Origin of the sequence: Novosphingobium sp. SG754, from assembly GCF_013149315.1 — a bacterium.
Lineage (GTDB): Bacteria > Pseudomonadota > Alphaproteobacteria > Sphingomonadales > Sphingomonadaceae > Novosphingobium > Novosphingobium capsulatum.
In genome coordinates, this window is the sequence record NZ_JABGCC010000001.1 from 283,163 (window position 1) to 296,152 (window position 12,990).

Genomic DNA, 12,990 nt, shown 5'->3' on the forward strand with positions numbered 1-12,990 from the left:
GCCGACAGGCTTGCGTGGGGCCCCGGATCAAGTCCGGGGCGACGAAAAGGGTATTGGGCTATTCATCGTCACCCCGGACTTGATCCGGGGTCCCGCTTTCTCTGCTTTACCAGCCGCCGCCGAGCGCCAGGAACAGGTTGACCTGGTCGTTGGCCAGTTCCACGCGCGAATTGAGCACGGCGGCTTCGGCACCGATCACGCCCTGGCGGCCACCAATGTCGCTGGTGATGGCAGCGCGGCCGGCCTCGCGCAGGCGGCGGGCTTGGTCCGACGCGGTGCGAGCAGAGGCCAGCGCTTCATCCAGCGCGGCATGGCGATCGTGGTTTTCGGCATAGGTGGCGAGTGCCGTTTCGGTTTCGCGCAAGGCGCCGAGCACCACGCCATCGAAATGCGCGAGCGCGGCATCGGCACTGGCATCGGCCGCCTTGACCCGCGCGCGGGCACCGGCGCCGGGGATCGACCAGTGCAGCAGCCCGCCGATCGACCAGCGATTGGCTGCCGGCAGCCCGAGATCCTTGACGAAACCGGTGGAACCAGCGGACAGGCCGATGCCGATCGAGGGATAGAGATCGGCCGTGGCCACGCCGATGCGCGCCGTGGCGCCGGCCAGTTGCCGCTCTGCCGCGCGGACATCGGGGCGGCGCCGCAGCAGGGCCGTGCCATCGCCCACCGGCAGCGGCGTTTTCATCTCGGGCACGCTGCGGCAGCTTTCCGCCTCGCGCGGGTAATCGGCCGGCACTTTGCCGGTGAGCGCGGCCAGGCGATAGAGCGCGGCCCGCGCGGCGGCGCGATACGTGGGCAGAGCGGCCTGCGCCTGGGCCAGGCGGCCTTGCGCGGCGGTAACATCGGGAGCGGCGCTGCGCCCGGCCGAGACCAGGCGGCGGTTGATATCGACCAGATGCCCTTGCAGGGTGATCGCGCGCTGTGCCAGGTCTTCAGCGGCGTGGGCGGCACAGACGCCGACATAGGCCCGCGCCACATCGGCCGCGACGGTGACCTTGACCGCATCCTGCGTGGCGGCGATCGCTTCCTCATCGGCGCGGGCGGCCTCGATCTGGCGGCGGATGCGGCCGAACAGATCGATCTGATAGCTCATTTCCGCGCCCACATCGCCGATATCGGCAACGGGCAACTGCTCGTTCTGCAGATAGGACTGCCCCGACAGGCGCGCGTGCTGCGCCCCGGCCGAAACGCCGAAATCCACTTCCTTGCCGCCTTCGGCCACGGCCGTCACGGCGCGCGCGCGGGCAAGGTTGGCCGCGGCCACGCGCAGATCGGTATTGGCGGCCAGCGCCTGTTCTTCCAGCCCATCGAGCACGGGATCGTCATAGAGATGCCACCAGCGCGCCGGCAGCGGATCGGCCGTGGTCAGCGCGGCGGGGGCGGACTGGAATGCGCCCTGCGCCGCCGGGCGCGTGATCGCTGCATCCTTTGGCACGTGGTAATCCGGGCCAACGGCCTTGCAGCCAGCGAGCGCCAGCATGGCCGAACCGATCAGGAAAAGGCGCTTCACCGGGCGTTCTCCTGCTTGTCGGGCGCGAGGGTGACCGAGGCGGTGCGCCCGGCGATCAGCGCGACATTGGCCGGGCGTTCATCCAGGGCGATGCGCACCGGCACGCGCTGGGGCAGGCGCACCCACGAAAAGCTGGGGTTGATCGAGGGCAGCATCGAGGCGCTGCCGGTGCGATCGTGATCCTCGATCGCCATAGCGATCGAGGTGACATGGCCCTTGAGCAGGCGATCCTCGCCCATCAGGCGCACGGTGGCGCGCTGGCCAACATGGACATGGGCCAGCTTGGTTTCCTCGAAATAGCCCTCGATGCGCAGCGAACTGTTGTCGACCAGCGCCATCACCGCCTTGCCCGGCGCGACATAGTTGCCCGGGCGCAGCGTCTGGTCGGAAATCGTGCCATCGACCGGCGCACGCACGGTGGCGCGATCGAGGTTGAGCCGGGCCATCTCGCGCTGGCTCTGCGCGGTTTCCAGCATGACCTGGGCAGCGGCGACCTGGGCCTGGGCATCGGCCACCTTGGTCTCGCTCTGCTGCGTCACTTCCAGCGGCACCAGATCACCCAGGCCACGGTTGCGCGCTGCCTCGCGCTGGGCCTCGGCCAGGGCGACGCGGGCGCGGGTGATCCCGGTGCGCGCCTGGGCAATGGCATCGTCGGCCTGGCGCACGGCCAGGGCATAGCGCGCGGTATCGATCTGGAATAGCACGTCACCCTTGTGCACCGGCTGGTCGTTGACCACGGCGACTTGGGTAACCAGGCCCTGCACATCGGGTGCCACCTGCACGACATCGGCGCGCACGCGGCCATCGCGCGTCCACGGATCGGCCTGGTAATGCAGCCACAGCGAACGCGCGCCGATGGCCGCGACGATGACGATGGCGCCGGTCACGCCGATCTGGACGGTCTTGCGAAACGTGGGGGAAGTGAGCAGCGACATCAGAGCCATCCATTGATCAACTGGGGAAAGCGCACGAGCAGCGCCCAGAATGCCACGAACATGGCAGTATCGAACAAGACCGGGTGCCAGACCCAGCGGTAGAAACGCAGCGCCACCAGCACGCGGTGCACGATCAGCGCCAGGATCAGCGCGACCGTGGCGGTGACCGGCGCCGAAGCCACGAAGACTTCGCCGAACATGTATTCGGAAAAAGCAGGCGTCGGCGGGTTCATGCCAGTGGCTCCACCACGGCGGGGGCTGCTGTCAGGGGCAGGACCGGGCCGGGGCTATTGGGGAAAAGATTGCGGCGCAGGGCGATCAGCGCGGCGATGGCATGGGGCGCATCGGGCGCATCGGGGTGGCCAAAGGGCAGCGGCGGCGGACGCACCGGGCCGCCTTCCTTGAGGATCAGGCGCAGCGCACGATCGATGCGGTGCTGCAGCCGGGCATCGGGCGGGGGCGGGGCATCGGGGCGCCAGGCGCGGAAATAGCGGGCCGCCTCGCGCAGCAGGCTGGCCAGCGCGCGCTGCTGGCGCAGCGGCGCGGCGGCGCGGGCGTGCTGGATCGCCACCAGGTTGATTGCCAGGCGCACCTCGCGCAGCGCGGCCTGCGCCGCCAGCGACCCGGCGGGATCAGCGCCCAGGCGCTGCGTCAGCAGGGCGGTCTGGTCGATCACCCGGCCCAGCGCCAGCGCGGGATCGGGCGGCGTGGCGGTGGTCGACAGCCGCACCAGATCGCGTTGCAGCGCGCGCAGCAGGCGGGCGATCGCCACGTCGGTGCCCAGGTTGCGCAAGCCGGCGGTGAACCCTGCGGCCAGGACCACGGCCAGGACCTGGCCGATGTTGCTGTTCACAAAGCGTTCGAAATCGGGGTGGAAGCTTTCCTGGATGGCCAGCGCGCTGCAGAACCCCATGGCCATGGCAGTGGCCTGGCCACCCAGGCGGGGATGGGGAATGAACGCGGCGATCGCCAGCAGGGTGGGCGCCATGACCAGTGCCATCACGGTGAAATCGTGCACATAGGGCAGCACTTCGAACAGGTAGATGCCTGCTAGTGGCACGCCCGCGCAGATCGCCACGCCAAAGCGCAGGATCACCGGGATGGGATTGTCCATCGCGGCAAACAGGCAGCAGAACACCGCCGTCATCGCTGCCGCGCCCGCGCCATCGGCCCAGCCGGAATAGATCCACAGCGCGCAGCAGGCGATCACGGCCACTGACGCAGCGATGCCGGCCATCAAGGCATGGCCCAGATCCTGGTGCAGGCGCAGCGCGGCGCGCGGGCTGCGCAACGAGGCGGGCAGTGGCTGGCGCGGATCACGTAGGTGGTCGAGCGCCTGGCAGCAATCGGCCAGCAGCGTCACCACCTGGGCCAGGCGCACGCGATAGCTGGTGGCGAGCAGATCGTGCCAGGATTGCGGGCGTATGCTTTCGGGCACGGCGATCGCCGGGCGATCGAGCGCGGGGCAACCCGCCGCGATCCAGGCGCGGGTGGCGGCCTGGGCACTTTCCAGATCGGGATCGGCGCAGGCATCTTCGGTGGCGATGGCGCTGCGCCGGTCGGACAGGCCCGAGAGCAGCGGCAGCAGCACGAGCATGCGTTCGAGCAGCGCACGCAGCGTGCCGGTCATCTCGCGCCAGTGCGAGGTATCATAGGGCACGTGAATGGCCATCAGCGCGCAATCGACCACGTCGACGGCCAGCTGCTGCTGTTCGCGCGGGGCACGGCGCGGGGCGCCGCCGTCATCGGCGCTGCGCACGCAATCGGCGAGCCAGGCTTCGGCATCGCCCAGCCAGCGTTCCAGCCGCGCGCCCAGCGGCACGGCCACCGATTGCGGCAGGAACAGGCTGTGGGTGAGCGTGGCGGCAACAATCCCCAGCGTGATTTCGGTAACGCGCGCGACTGCCGTATCGAACACGGCATAGGGCTGGTTGACCGATGGAAAGGCGATGATCGCCGCGGTATAGCCGGCGAGCATCAGAGTATAGGACCGTGCCGAGCGATCGAGCAGCGACACGGTGAGACAGCCACCCACCCACAGCGCCAGCACGGTGGAGAGGATCATCGGCGTATCGACCAGCACCGGCACCACGGCCACGGCAAAGACCGCGCCGACAAACGTGCCGATCACGCGGTAGATCGCCTTGGATCGGGTGGCCCCGGCCAGCGGATTGGAGACGATGAACGCGGTGGTCATCGCCCAGAACGGGAACGGCAGCCCGACCCACAGCCCGATCCACAGCGCCAGGAATCCGGCTGCCACGGTCTTGGCCGAAAACAGCAGAGGTTGCACCCAGGCTTTGGGAAACAGGAACATGGGATCGGGCTGCTTTCGTTCAGGCCGCTTGCAACTGGCGCAGCAGGATGCGCGCCACCGCTTCGGAACTGGCCGGGTTCTGCCCGGTCACCAGGTTGCCGTCTTCCAGCGTGAACACGCCCCAATCCGGGCCCTTGCGATAGTCGCCGCCCTGCGCCTTGAATTCATCCTCGATCAGGAAAGGCACAACCTGGGTCAGGCCAACGGCCTCTTCCTCGCTGTTGGAAAAGCCGGTGACGGGGCGGCCGGCCACGATCGGGCGGCCATCGGCGCCCTTGACGTGGCGGAGCGCGCCGGGGGCGTGGCACACCAGGCCGAGCGGCTTGCCGGCGCGATCGAAGGCTTCGATCAGGGCGATGGACACCGGGCTTTCCGCCAGATCCCACAGCGGGCCGTGGCCGCCGGGATAGAACACCGCGTCAAAGCCGGCGGCATCGACATCGGCCAGCGGCGTGGTGTGGGCCAGCGCCTGCTGCGCGGCAGTATCGGCGCGGAAACGCTCGGTGGCAGGCGTCTGGGCATCGGGTTCATCGCTGCGCGGATCGAGCGGGGGCTGCCCGCCGGCGGGCGAGGCAAGGACGATATCGGCCCCGGCATCCTTCAACACGTAATAGGGCGCGGCAAACTCTTCCAGCCAGAAGCCGGTCTTGTGGCCAGTATTGCCAAGTTCGTCGTGCGAGGTCAGGACCATAAGAATCTTCATGGATTTGCTCCAGAGCGGCTGGCCGATCGAGGCGATCATGCCAGCGAAAGATGGACAGGGACATTCCCCATGATCGCCCGGCTATAAGGGCAGGCCCCATGGGCGGCCTCCATCAACGCACGAGCGCGTTTTGGATCCATGCCGGGCAGGGAAACCGCCAGCGTGATGCCCAGGCCAAAGCCGCCTTCGGGGCGGGGCGCCAGGCCCACCGTGGCGGTAACCCTGGCATCGCCGGGAAGCGGAGGATGGTTCTGATTCTTCAGTGTTTTCATCGTGCTGAGGAAACACGCGGCATAGCCGGCGGCAAACAGCTGCTCGGGATTGTTGCCATGGCCACGGCCGCCCAGTTCGGCGGGAAGATCGAGCCAGGCATGCAGCGTGCCATCGCTGGTCGCGACCTGGCCTTCGCGGCCGCCATGCGCGCTGGCGCTGGCCTGATAGAGGCAATCGGTGAGCATGGACGGGTCTCTCAAGCGGCAGAACCGGGGCATTGGCCGTTGGCACAGGGCATCTAGGCGCGAACGCGACGCCGCGCCAAGAAGCGTTGTGGCCAACATCCATAAAATTCCTTATGGATTGCGTCATGTCGCTCAACCGCCTGCGCGCCTTTGTCGAAGTCTATCGCCAGCGCTCGTTTACCACGGCGGCGCGCAACCTGGGGCTGACCCAGCCGGCCATTTCCCAGCAGATCGCCAGCCTGGAAGAAACCATCGGCCGGCCGCTGTTCGAACGGCACGGGCGCGGGGTGGTGCCCACGGGCACGGCCGACGAACTGGCATCGGACATTGGCGATCGGCTGGACCAGGCCGAGGCGGCCCTGGCGCAGGCCCGCGCGCGATCGGCCTTGCTGGCGGGATCGATCCAGATCGTGGGGCATCCCGATTTCCTCTCGGAAGTGGTGGCGCCGCAGCTGGGCACGCTGCTGGAAAGCGGCATTCGCGTGCGCCTGCACGGGGGCACGCGGGGCGAGATCGAGCGCATGCTGATCCATGGCGAGGCAGACCTGGGCGTTTCGGGCTTTCCCGCAGCCGACCGCCGCCTGCGCGGGGAGCATTTGCGCGACGAGGCGACCCGCGCCGTGGCAGCGCCCGCCGTGGTGGCGCGGCTGCGCGCGGCGCTGGCCGCGGGGACCGATCTTGCCACGTTCCTGGCCGGGCTGCCGCTGCTGTCCTACGGCCTTGATTACCCGCTGATCGACAACTGGCTGCGCCACAATGGCCTGAACCCCGAACTGACCACGCCGGCGATGGTCGGGCTGGACGTGCGCAGCCTGCGCGGCCTGCTGATGGGCGGGCATGGCTGGACGGTTTTGCCCGAATATCTGTGCCGCGCGCATCTCGAAGCCGGCGACCTGGCCGATATTCCCGGCACCGCCGCCGGGCAGGATCACCTGAGCTATCACCTGCTGTGGTCGCCCGCCGCGCTGCGCCAGCCGCGCGTGGCCCACGTGCGCCATGCGCTGATCTGGCGCCTTTACCAGCAATAGGCGCTTGTCATCGCGGGTGATTGCGCCATGATGCTGCGATCACAGCGGTCATGGCGGGGGCACCATGTTGACAATCCACAGCGACGACCATCGCCTGCATCACGGCGCGGGCGAATTCTATCGCGGGCGGATCGTGCCCTGCTTTGAAATGCCGGCGCGGGTGGAGCAGATCCTCGCCAGCGTGGCCGGGCGCGGGCTGGGCCCGGTGGTGGCGCCGGTGCGGCACGGGCGCGCGCCGGTGGAGCGGGTGCACGCGGCCGACTATGTCGATTTCCTGGCCAGCGCCTGGGACGAATGGTGCGCGCTGGGCGAAATCGGCGATGCCTTGCCCTATGCCTGGCCGGCGCGCGACCTGCGCGCAGACCGCGTGCCCGCTCACATCGATGGCAAGCTGGGGTTCTACAGCATCGATGCCGCCGTGCCGATCACGGCTGGCACGTGGGCGGCGGTTCAGGCCAGCGCCGATTGCGCGCTGACCGGCGCGGCGGAGGTCTTGGGCGGAGAGCGCGCCGCCTTTGCCCTGTGCCGCCCGCCCGGCCACCACGCGGGCCCGCGCGCGATGGGCGGCTTTTGCTATCTCAACAATGCCGCGATCGCGGCGCAGGCGATGCGCGATGCCGGGGTGGCCAAGGTGGCGGTGCTCGATGTCGACTATCACCATGGCAATGGCACACAGGCGATCTTCTATGACCGCGCCGACGTGTTCTTCGCCTCGCTCCACGGCGATCCGGCGGTGGAATACCCGTTCTTTGCCGGCTTTGCCGATGAGACCGGCAGCGGCGCCGGGCAGGGGTGCACTCTCAACCTGCCATTGCCCTGGGGCACGGCGGCCGGGGCCTACCTGGCCGCGCTAGACACAGGCTGTGCGGCCATCGCGGCGTTTGGCGCGCAGGCGGTGGTGGTGTCGCTGGGGGTCGATACCTTTGCCGGCGATCCGATCAGCCATTTCAAGCTGGCGAGCGCCGATTTCACCCGCATCGGGGCGCGGGTGGCGGCGCTGGGCCTGCCTACGCTGTTCGTGATGGAAGGCGGCTATGCCGTGGGCGACATCGGCACCAACGTGGCCAATGTGCTGGAAGGCTTTACCCATGGCTGATGGCGCCGGCACGGGAACTGGGCTGCAGGGCCGATTGGGGTTCTGGCACCTCATCGGCTATGGCCTGGCGCTGATTGCGCCATCGGCGCCGCTCAACACGCTGGGCGTGGTCTGGGGCAAGGCGCACGGGCTGATCGCGCTGTCCTATCTCTTGGGCGGGCTGTGCATGGCGTTCACCGCCACCAGCTATGCCGTGATGGTGCGCGAAGTGCGCAACGCAGGATCGCTCTATGGCTTTGCCCGCGCCGCGCTGGGGCCGTTTGCCGGGTTCATGGGCGGCTGGATGATCCTGCTCGATTACCTGCTCATCCCCTCGCTGGTCTATGTGATCATGGCCGTGGCGCTGGGCCAGTTGATGCCGGGTGTTGACCGCGCGGTCTGGATCGTGGCGCTGCTGGCATTCACCACCGTGGTCAACTGGTTCGGCATTCGTTCGACCAGCGTGTTCAATGCGGTGAGCGTGATCAGCCAGATTGCCATCACCGTCCTGTTGGTGAGCGCGGGGATTGTCTTCCTGGGGCCGGAGCAGGCGTTTTCGCCGGCACCGGTCTGGGCCGATCCGCTGCCCTGGCGCGGGGTGCTGGCGGGCACATCGGTCTGTGTGCTGAGCTTCCTGGGCTTTGATGCGGTATCGACCCTGGCGGAAGATACTGCCGATCGCAGCGGGCGCACGCTGGGCCGGGCGATATTGGCGGTGCTGGCCCTGGCCACGGTGTTTTTCGGCCTTTCCACCTGGGTTCTGGGCAATGCCATGGTCGGGCGGCACTTTGCCAGCCTCGAGGCAGCCCATTACGATGTGGCGGGCATGCTGCTGGGGGCCTGGGCCCGGCCGGCGCTGGCGTGGTTCACCGCGCTGATGGTAGGCTTTACCAATGCACTGCCGATGCAGGTGGGCGTGGCGCGCGTGCTCTATGCCATGGGGCGCGATGGCCAGGTGCCCGGCGCCTTTGCCCGGCTGCACCCGCGCCACAACACGCCCTGGGTGGCGATGCTGGCCACGACGGGCCTGTCGCTGGTGGTGGCGCTGGCGTTTCGCGATGCGCTGGATTTCCTGGCGACGCTGGTCAACTTTGGCGCGCTGACCGGGTTTGCCCTGCTGCACGTGTGCGTCTTCGTGCATTTCCGCAAGTCGGCGCGGCGCAACCTGGCGCTCCACGTGGTCTCGCCCGTGGTCGGTCTGGCGGTGATCGCCGCGATCCTTACGGGCATGGGCGCCTGGGCGCTGCTGCTCGGCTGCGGCTGGCTGGTCTTGGGGCTGGCCTGGTGGCAAGGGGCAGCGCGCCATGCGCCGCCCCCGGCCAGCGATCTGGCCTATTCGGTATAGGCCTTGCGCAGCGCGGCGATATCGGCGGCGCTGACACCGGCCACCTTGTCCAGATACCCTTCGACCGAGCCATAGCGCGTGTCGATCTCGTCCAGCGCGCTGGCGAGGAACGTGCGGCCATCGGGATCGTGCAGTGGTTGCGGCCGGGCCATCGCCGGGTTGGCCTGATAGCCGGCAAACAGCCGGGCGACCGGATCGCTGGCGGCGGTGGCCGCATCGATCCGCGGCATTTCCCACTCCGGGCGGCGCAGCGCGGTAGACAGGTCATAGTCCTGGAGGATCACCGCGCGCGGGGTGCCCAGCGCCGAGAGGATCAGCGCGGTCATGAACCCGGTGCGATCCTGCCCGGCCGAGCAATTGTATTCGATCGGGCCGGCATGGGCCTTGAGCCGATCGAACACCAGGCGCACCTGTGGCGCCAGCAGGGTAGGAAACTGGCGATAGAGCGTCCCGCCATTGCCGGTGACCTTGCCGTGGTTGCCGGCAAACAGCGCCATCATCGAATAGGGCACGGCGTCCTGGTGAACCTGGCCCGCCAGGCGGGTGGGCGCCAGGCGGCGTTCCTCGTCAGAGCGCAGGTCCACCATCGTGGTCAGGCCCAGGCCGCGCACCATGGCGATATCGGCCGGCGATAGCAGCGGCGTGGCGCCCGACCGATAGATCAGGCCCCAGCGCACTGTCTTGGCATCGGCAGCCGGATAGCCACCCAGATCGCGAAAGTTCGATCCCTGTGCCAGGGGCAGCATGCGTTCAGCGACTGTGGTGACGCGGCCATCGGACCGGTCGCGCAGCAGCACGTAGGGGCGCGGTGTGGCGGTGGCGGGCACTCTAGCGTGGCCCCTGCGCACCGCGCGCGCCACGGGCCGCGCGCTGGCCAGCGGGGCATCGGGGCGGGTCGCCAGATAGACATCGACCGGGCCGCTGGCCTGCCAATCGACCAGCAGGGTGGCGGCATCGCTGCGGCTGGCGATGGCATCATGGGCGCGGGCCAGTGTCTGCGCGGCGAGCGCCGGGCTGGCCGCCAGGACCAGCCCGATAGCCCAGGCGCCAGGACGGGTGCGGCGCATCAGAACCGCACCTGTGCTTCCACGCCCCAGGTGCGCGCTTCGTTGAAGAAGCCATAGGTCCCGACCAGCGCGCTTGCCGCCTTGTAGAACATATGCTCTTCGTTGAAGATGTTGCGGCCCCAGACCGAGACCTGCATCTTGGCGCCGTTTTCGCCCAGGGCAATGTCAGCCAGGCCGATGCGGCCATTGAACGTCACGCTGGCATCGCCCTTGGGCTGGGCCAGGGTAACCGCGCCCGTGGCGGTATTGAAGCCGGGATCGACGTAGTTGGCGTAGAACCCGCTGTCATAGTTGGCATCGAGATGCAGGCGCAGTTCCGCGTCGGCCACCGGCAGGGTGACGTCCACCGTGCCGCTGGCGGCATGCTTGGGCGTATAGACCTGGTAGATCGGGATCGGGGTGGTGATGATCACCCCGTTGGCCTGCGGAAACGGGTTCGACGTATTGGGGATCTTGACGCTGGTATAGGCATAGCTGGCGCCCAGCGTCAGCTGCGGGATGGGCTTGACCGTGAAATCGGCCTCGATCCCCTTGAGGCGTCCGGTGCCCGGCGCATTGTGGGTTTCGGTGGTGGTTCGGGTGGTGTTGAGCAGGTTGCCCTGGGCATCATACTGCAGATAGTTGGCGCTGAAATCGAGCTGGATGTTCTTGTAGGTGCCGGTGTAGGCGGCCACGTTGAAGCGGGCGCGCTTGTCCCAGAATTCGGTCTTGGCGCCCAGTTCGAACATCGAGACGGTTTCGGGATTGAACGGGGCATAGGTGAGCGAGCGCGAGTTGGCCCCACCCGATTTGTAGCCCGTGCTCCACTTGCCATAGAGATGCACGTCTTCGCTGGCATCGATCGCCAGGTTGATCATCGGATCGACGCGTGACCAGCTGGCGTCGAGCAGGCGCGGCGCGGTGACGCCGTTGACCGAAGGCGTGGCGCCGTTGACGGTGAACAGCGAACCTTCCTTCTTGTCGTGCGTCCAGCGCGCGCCCAACGTCAGGTGAAAGATGTCACCAGCCAGATCGGGGGTATAGGTGCCCTGGCCGAACACGCCCACGCTGGTGGTGGTGACGTGGCTGGCGCGGTCGATGGTAATGCCATCGTAGGTAACATAGGGGATCACCGTGGTGGCGCTGCCGGCGGCATCGGAGAAGGCCATGGTGTAGAACGCCTGGGCGTTGTCCTGGACCTTTTCCTGGTACCACATCGCGCCGGCCACGAATTTCACGCGGTCATAATCGCCCAGCAGTTGCAGCTCTTCGCTCGCCTGGTTCTGACGGAACTGGGCCAGGCTGTAGCGCGAGAACTTGGCGCCGGTGAAATTGCCGGTGGCGCTGATCGCGCTGGTCGTGGCCGAGCCGTTGTCATACTGCGACTGGGTCAGTTCACGGTATGAGGCGATCGACTTGACCTGAAGGTGCGGGTCGAGGTGCCATTCCAGCAGCAGGCGGTGGCCATGGGTCTTGCCCACGCTGGGCTGCTGCGTCACGCCGACGGCGGCCACGCCCACGCGGTTGGGTTCGAGCGGATAGGCCACCGGGCGCTTGAGCGTGCCGGCGCTCACCGTCTGGGCATAGAGCGGGCTCGATGCGTCGTAGGACGTGTCATAGGCATAGTCGGCGCTGAAATCGGGCGTGGGCGTCCACAGCACTTCGCCGCGCAGGCCACGCTTGGTGTAGAAGTTGAAATCGGTCTGCCCAGCCAGGGGGTTCTTGACCAGGCCATCGCGGTGCGACACCACGCCATCGATCTTGGCCGCCAGGTTGCCCCACTTGGGCAGATCGACATGCAGTTCGCCCTTGTAGCTGCCATAGTTGCCGGCGCCGACCAGGGCATTGGCGTGGAATTCGCCGCTGGGCTTCTTCGTTACGATGTTGATCGCGCCGCCTTCGGTGTTGCGGCCAAACAGCGTGCCTTGCGGGCCTTTGAGCACTTCGATGTTCTCGATGTCATAGAGCGCGGTGCCCAGGCCCTGGGCGCGGCCGAGATAGACGCCATCGACATAGACGCCCACGCCCTGGTCACGCGCGGGCTGGTTGCTGTCGGACAGCACGCCGATGCCGCGAATGTTCATGATCAGCGCCGAATTGCGCGAATAGAACGGCGCCACGCGCAGGCTGGGCACGCCGCCCGATTGCAGATCGACCAGCGACTGGATGTGGCGATCGGCCAGGGCCTGGGCATTGAGCACCGAGATGGCGATCGGCGTCTTCTGCAGGTCGGTCTTGCGCTTTTGCGCGGTGACGACGATCTGATCGAGCGTGCTGGTCAGCGTGGGGTCTGCCACGGGGGCCGGCTCCGGCGCCGGTTCGGCGGCGGCCGCATGCGCCAGGACGGGCAGGGCGGCGCCTGCCAGGCACAGCGCCATGGCACTGGCCGTGCGCAGGGCATAGAGGCGCGCACCACGGCGCGTGGCGTTCTGGATAGGCATGGAATGGTTCCCTCACTGGTGTTGGCGCGGCCAGTACGGTGAGGGAATGTCAGGCAGGTGACGCTCTGTGCCGGTTCGTCACCGCGCTGCAACAAGCCGGAAATTTTTTGCAGTTGCGGGCTTTTGGTC

General features: G+C 67.9%; 11 protein-coding genes. 3 read left to right on the forward strand and 8 right to left on the reverse strand.

Annotation, left to right across the window (positions count from 1 at the left end; translation table 11 throughout):
• Positions 1-106: 106 nt before the first annotated feature.
• From FHW97_RS01260 to FHW97_RS01285, 6 genes are read right to left on the reverse strand one after another with little or no spacing between them, the layout of a single operon-like run.
• Positions 107-1,513 carry an efflux transporter outer membrane subunit gene (locus FHW97_RS01260; protein ID WP_370525294.1) on the reverse strand — a complete coding sequence of 469 codons (1,407 nt, stop codon included), beginning with the start codon at positions 1,511-1,513 and terminating at the stop codon, positions 107-109.
• Complete coding sequence (locus tag FHW97_RS01265) at positions 1,510-2,448, reverse strand: HlyD family secretion protein (RefSeq protein ID WP_171795597.1); 939 nt, start codon at positions 2,446-2,448, stop codon at positions 1,510-1,512. The genes FHW97_RS01260 and FHW97_RS01265 overlap by 4 nt, the downstream gene beginning before the upstream one ends.
• On the reverse strand, positions 2,448-2,681 hold the full coding sequence (locus FHW97_RS01270; RefSeq protein WP_231627534.1) for a DUF1656 domain-containing protein: 234 nt from the start codon (positions 2,679-2,681) through the stop codon (positions 2,448-2,450). Before FHW97_RS01270 ends, FHW97_RS01265 begins: the two co-directional genes overlap by 1 nt.
• Positions 2,678-4,765: an FUSC family protein gene (locus tag FHW97_RS01275; protein ID WP_171795598.1), complete on the reverse strand. Its 2,088-nt coding sequence runs from the start codon at positions 4,763-4,765 to the stop codon at positions 2,678-2,680. The genes FHW97_RS01270 and FHW97_RS01275 overlap by 4 nt, the downstream gene beginning before the upstream one ends.
• 19 nt (positions 4,766-4,784) lie before the next feature.
• Positions 4,785-5,468 (reverse strand): type 1 glutamine amidotransferase domain-containing protein, encoded by a 684-nt coding sequence (locus tag FHW97_RS01280; RefSeq protein WP_171795599.1) that lies wholly within the window; start codon positions 5,466-5,468, stop codon positions 4,785-4,787.
• A gap of 35 nt (positions 5,469-5,503) precedes the next feature.
• Positions 5,504-5,926 (reverse strand): organic hydroperoxide resistance protein, encoded by a 423-nt coding sequence (locus FHW97_RS01285; protein WP_062787296.1) that lies wholly within the window; start codon positions 5,924-5,926, stop codon positions 5,504-5,506.
• Between the two features lie 125 nt (positions 5,927-6,051).
• Between FHW97_RS01285 and FHW97_RS01290 the strand changes: the two genes are divergently transcribed.
• The 3 genes from FHW97_RS01290 to FHW97_RS01300 all read left to right on the forward strand — a co-directional run bounded on the left by FHW97_RS01290 (position 6,052) and on the right by FHW97_RS01300 (position 9,374).
• Positions 6,052-6,954 (forward strand): LysR family transcriptional regulator, encoded by a 903-nt coding sequence (locus FHW97_RS01290; RefSeq protein ID WP_062787298.1) that lies wholly within the window; start codon positions 6,052-6,054, stop codon positions 6,952-6,954.
• A gap of 64 nt (positions 6,955-7,018) precedes the next feature.
• The gene (locus tag FHW97_RS01295) at positions 7,019-8,050 is read left to right on the forward strand and encodes a histone deacetylase family protein (protein ID WP_171797781.1); all 1,032 of its coding nucleotides are present in this window, start codon (positions 7,019-7,021) and stop codon (positions 8,048-8,050) included.
• On the forward strand, positions 8,043-9,374 hold the full coding sequence (locus tag FHW97_RS01300) for an APC family permease (RefSeq protein WP_171797782.1): 1,332 nt from the start codon (positions 8,043-8,045) through the stop codon (positions 9,372-9,374). Before FHW97_RS01295 ends, FHW97_RS01300 begins: the two co-directional genes overlap by 8 nt.
• Here FHW97_RS01300 and FHW97_RS01305 read toward each other — a convergent pair.
• Positions 9,362-10,441, reverse strand: coding sequence for a tyrosine-protein phosphatase (locus FHW97_RS01305; protein ID WP_171797783.1), 1,080 nt, complete (start codon positions 10,439-10,441; stop codon positions 9,362-9,364). The two genes, FHW97_RS01300 and FHW97_RS01305, sit on opposite strands and share 13 nt — an antisense overlap.
• Complete coding sequence (locus FHW97_RS01310) at positions 10,441-12,861, reverse strand: TonB-dependent receptor (RefSeq protein WP_253941515.1); 2,421 nt, start codon at positions 12,859-12,861, stop codon at positions 10,441-10,443. Before FHW97_RS01310 ends, FHW97_RS01305 begins: the two co-directional genes overlap by 1 nt.
• Positions 12,862-12,990 lie beyond the last annotated feature (129 nt).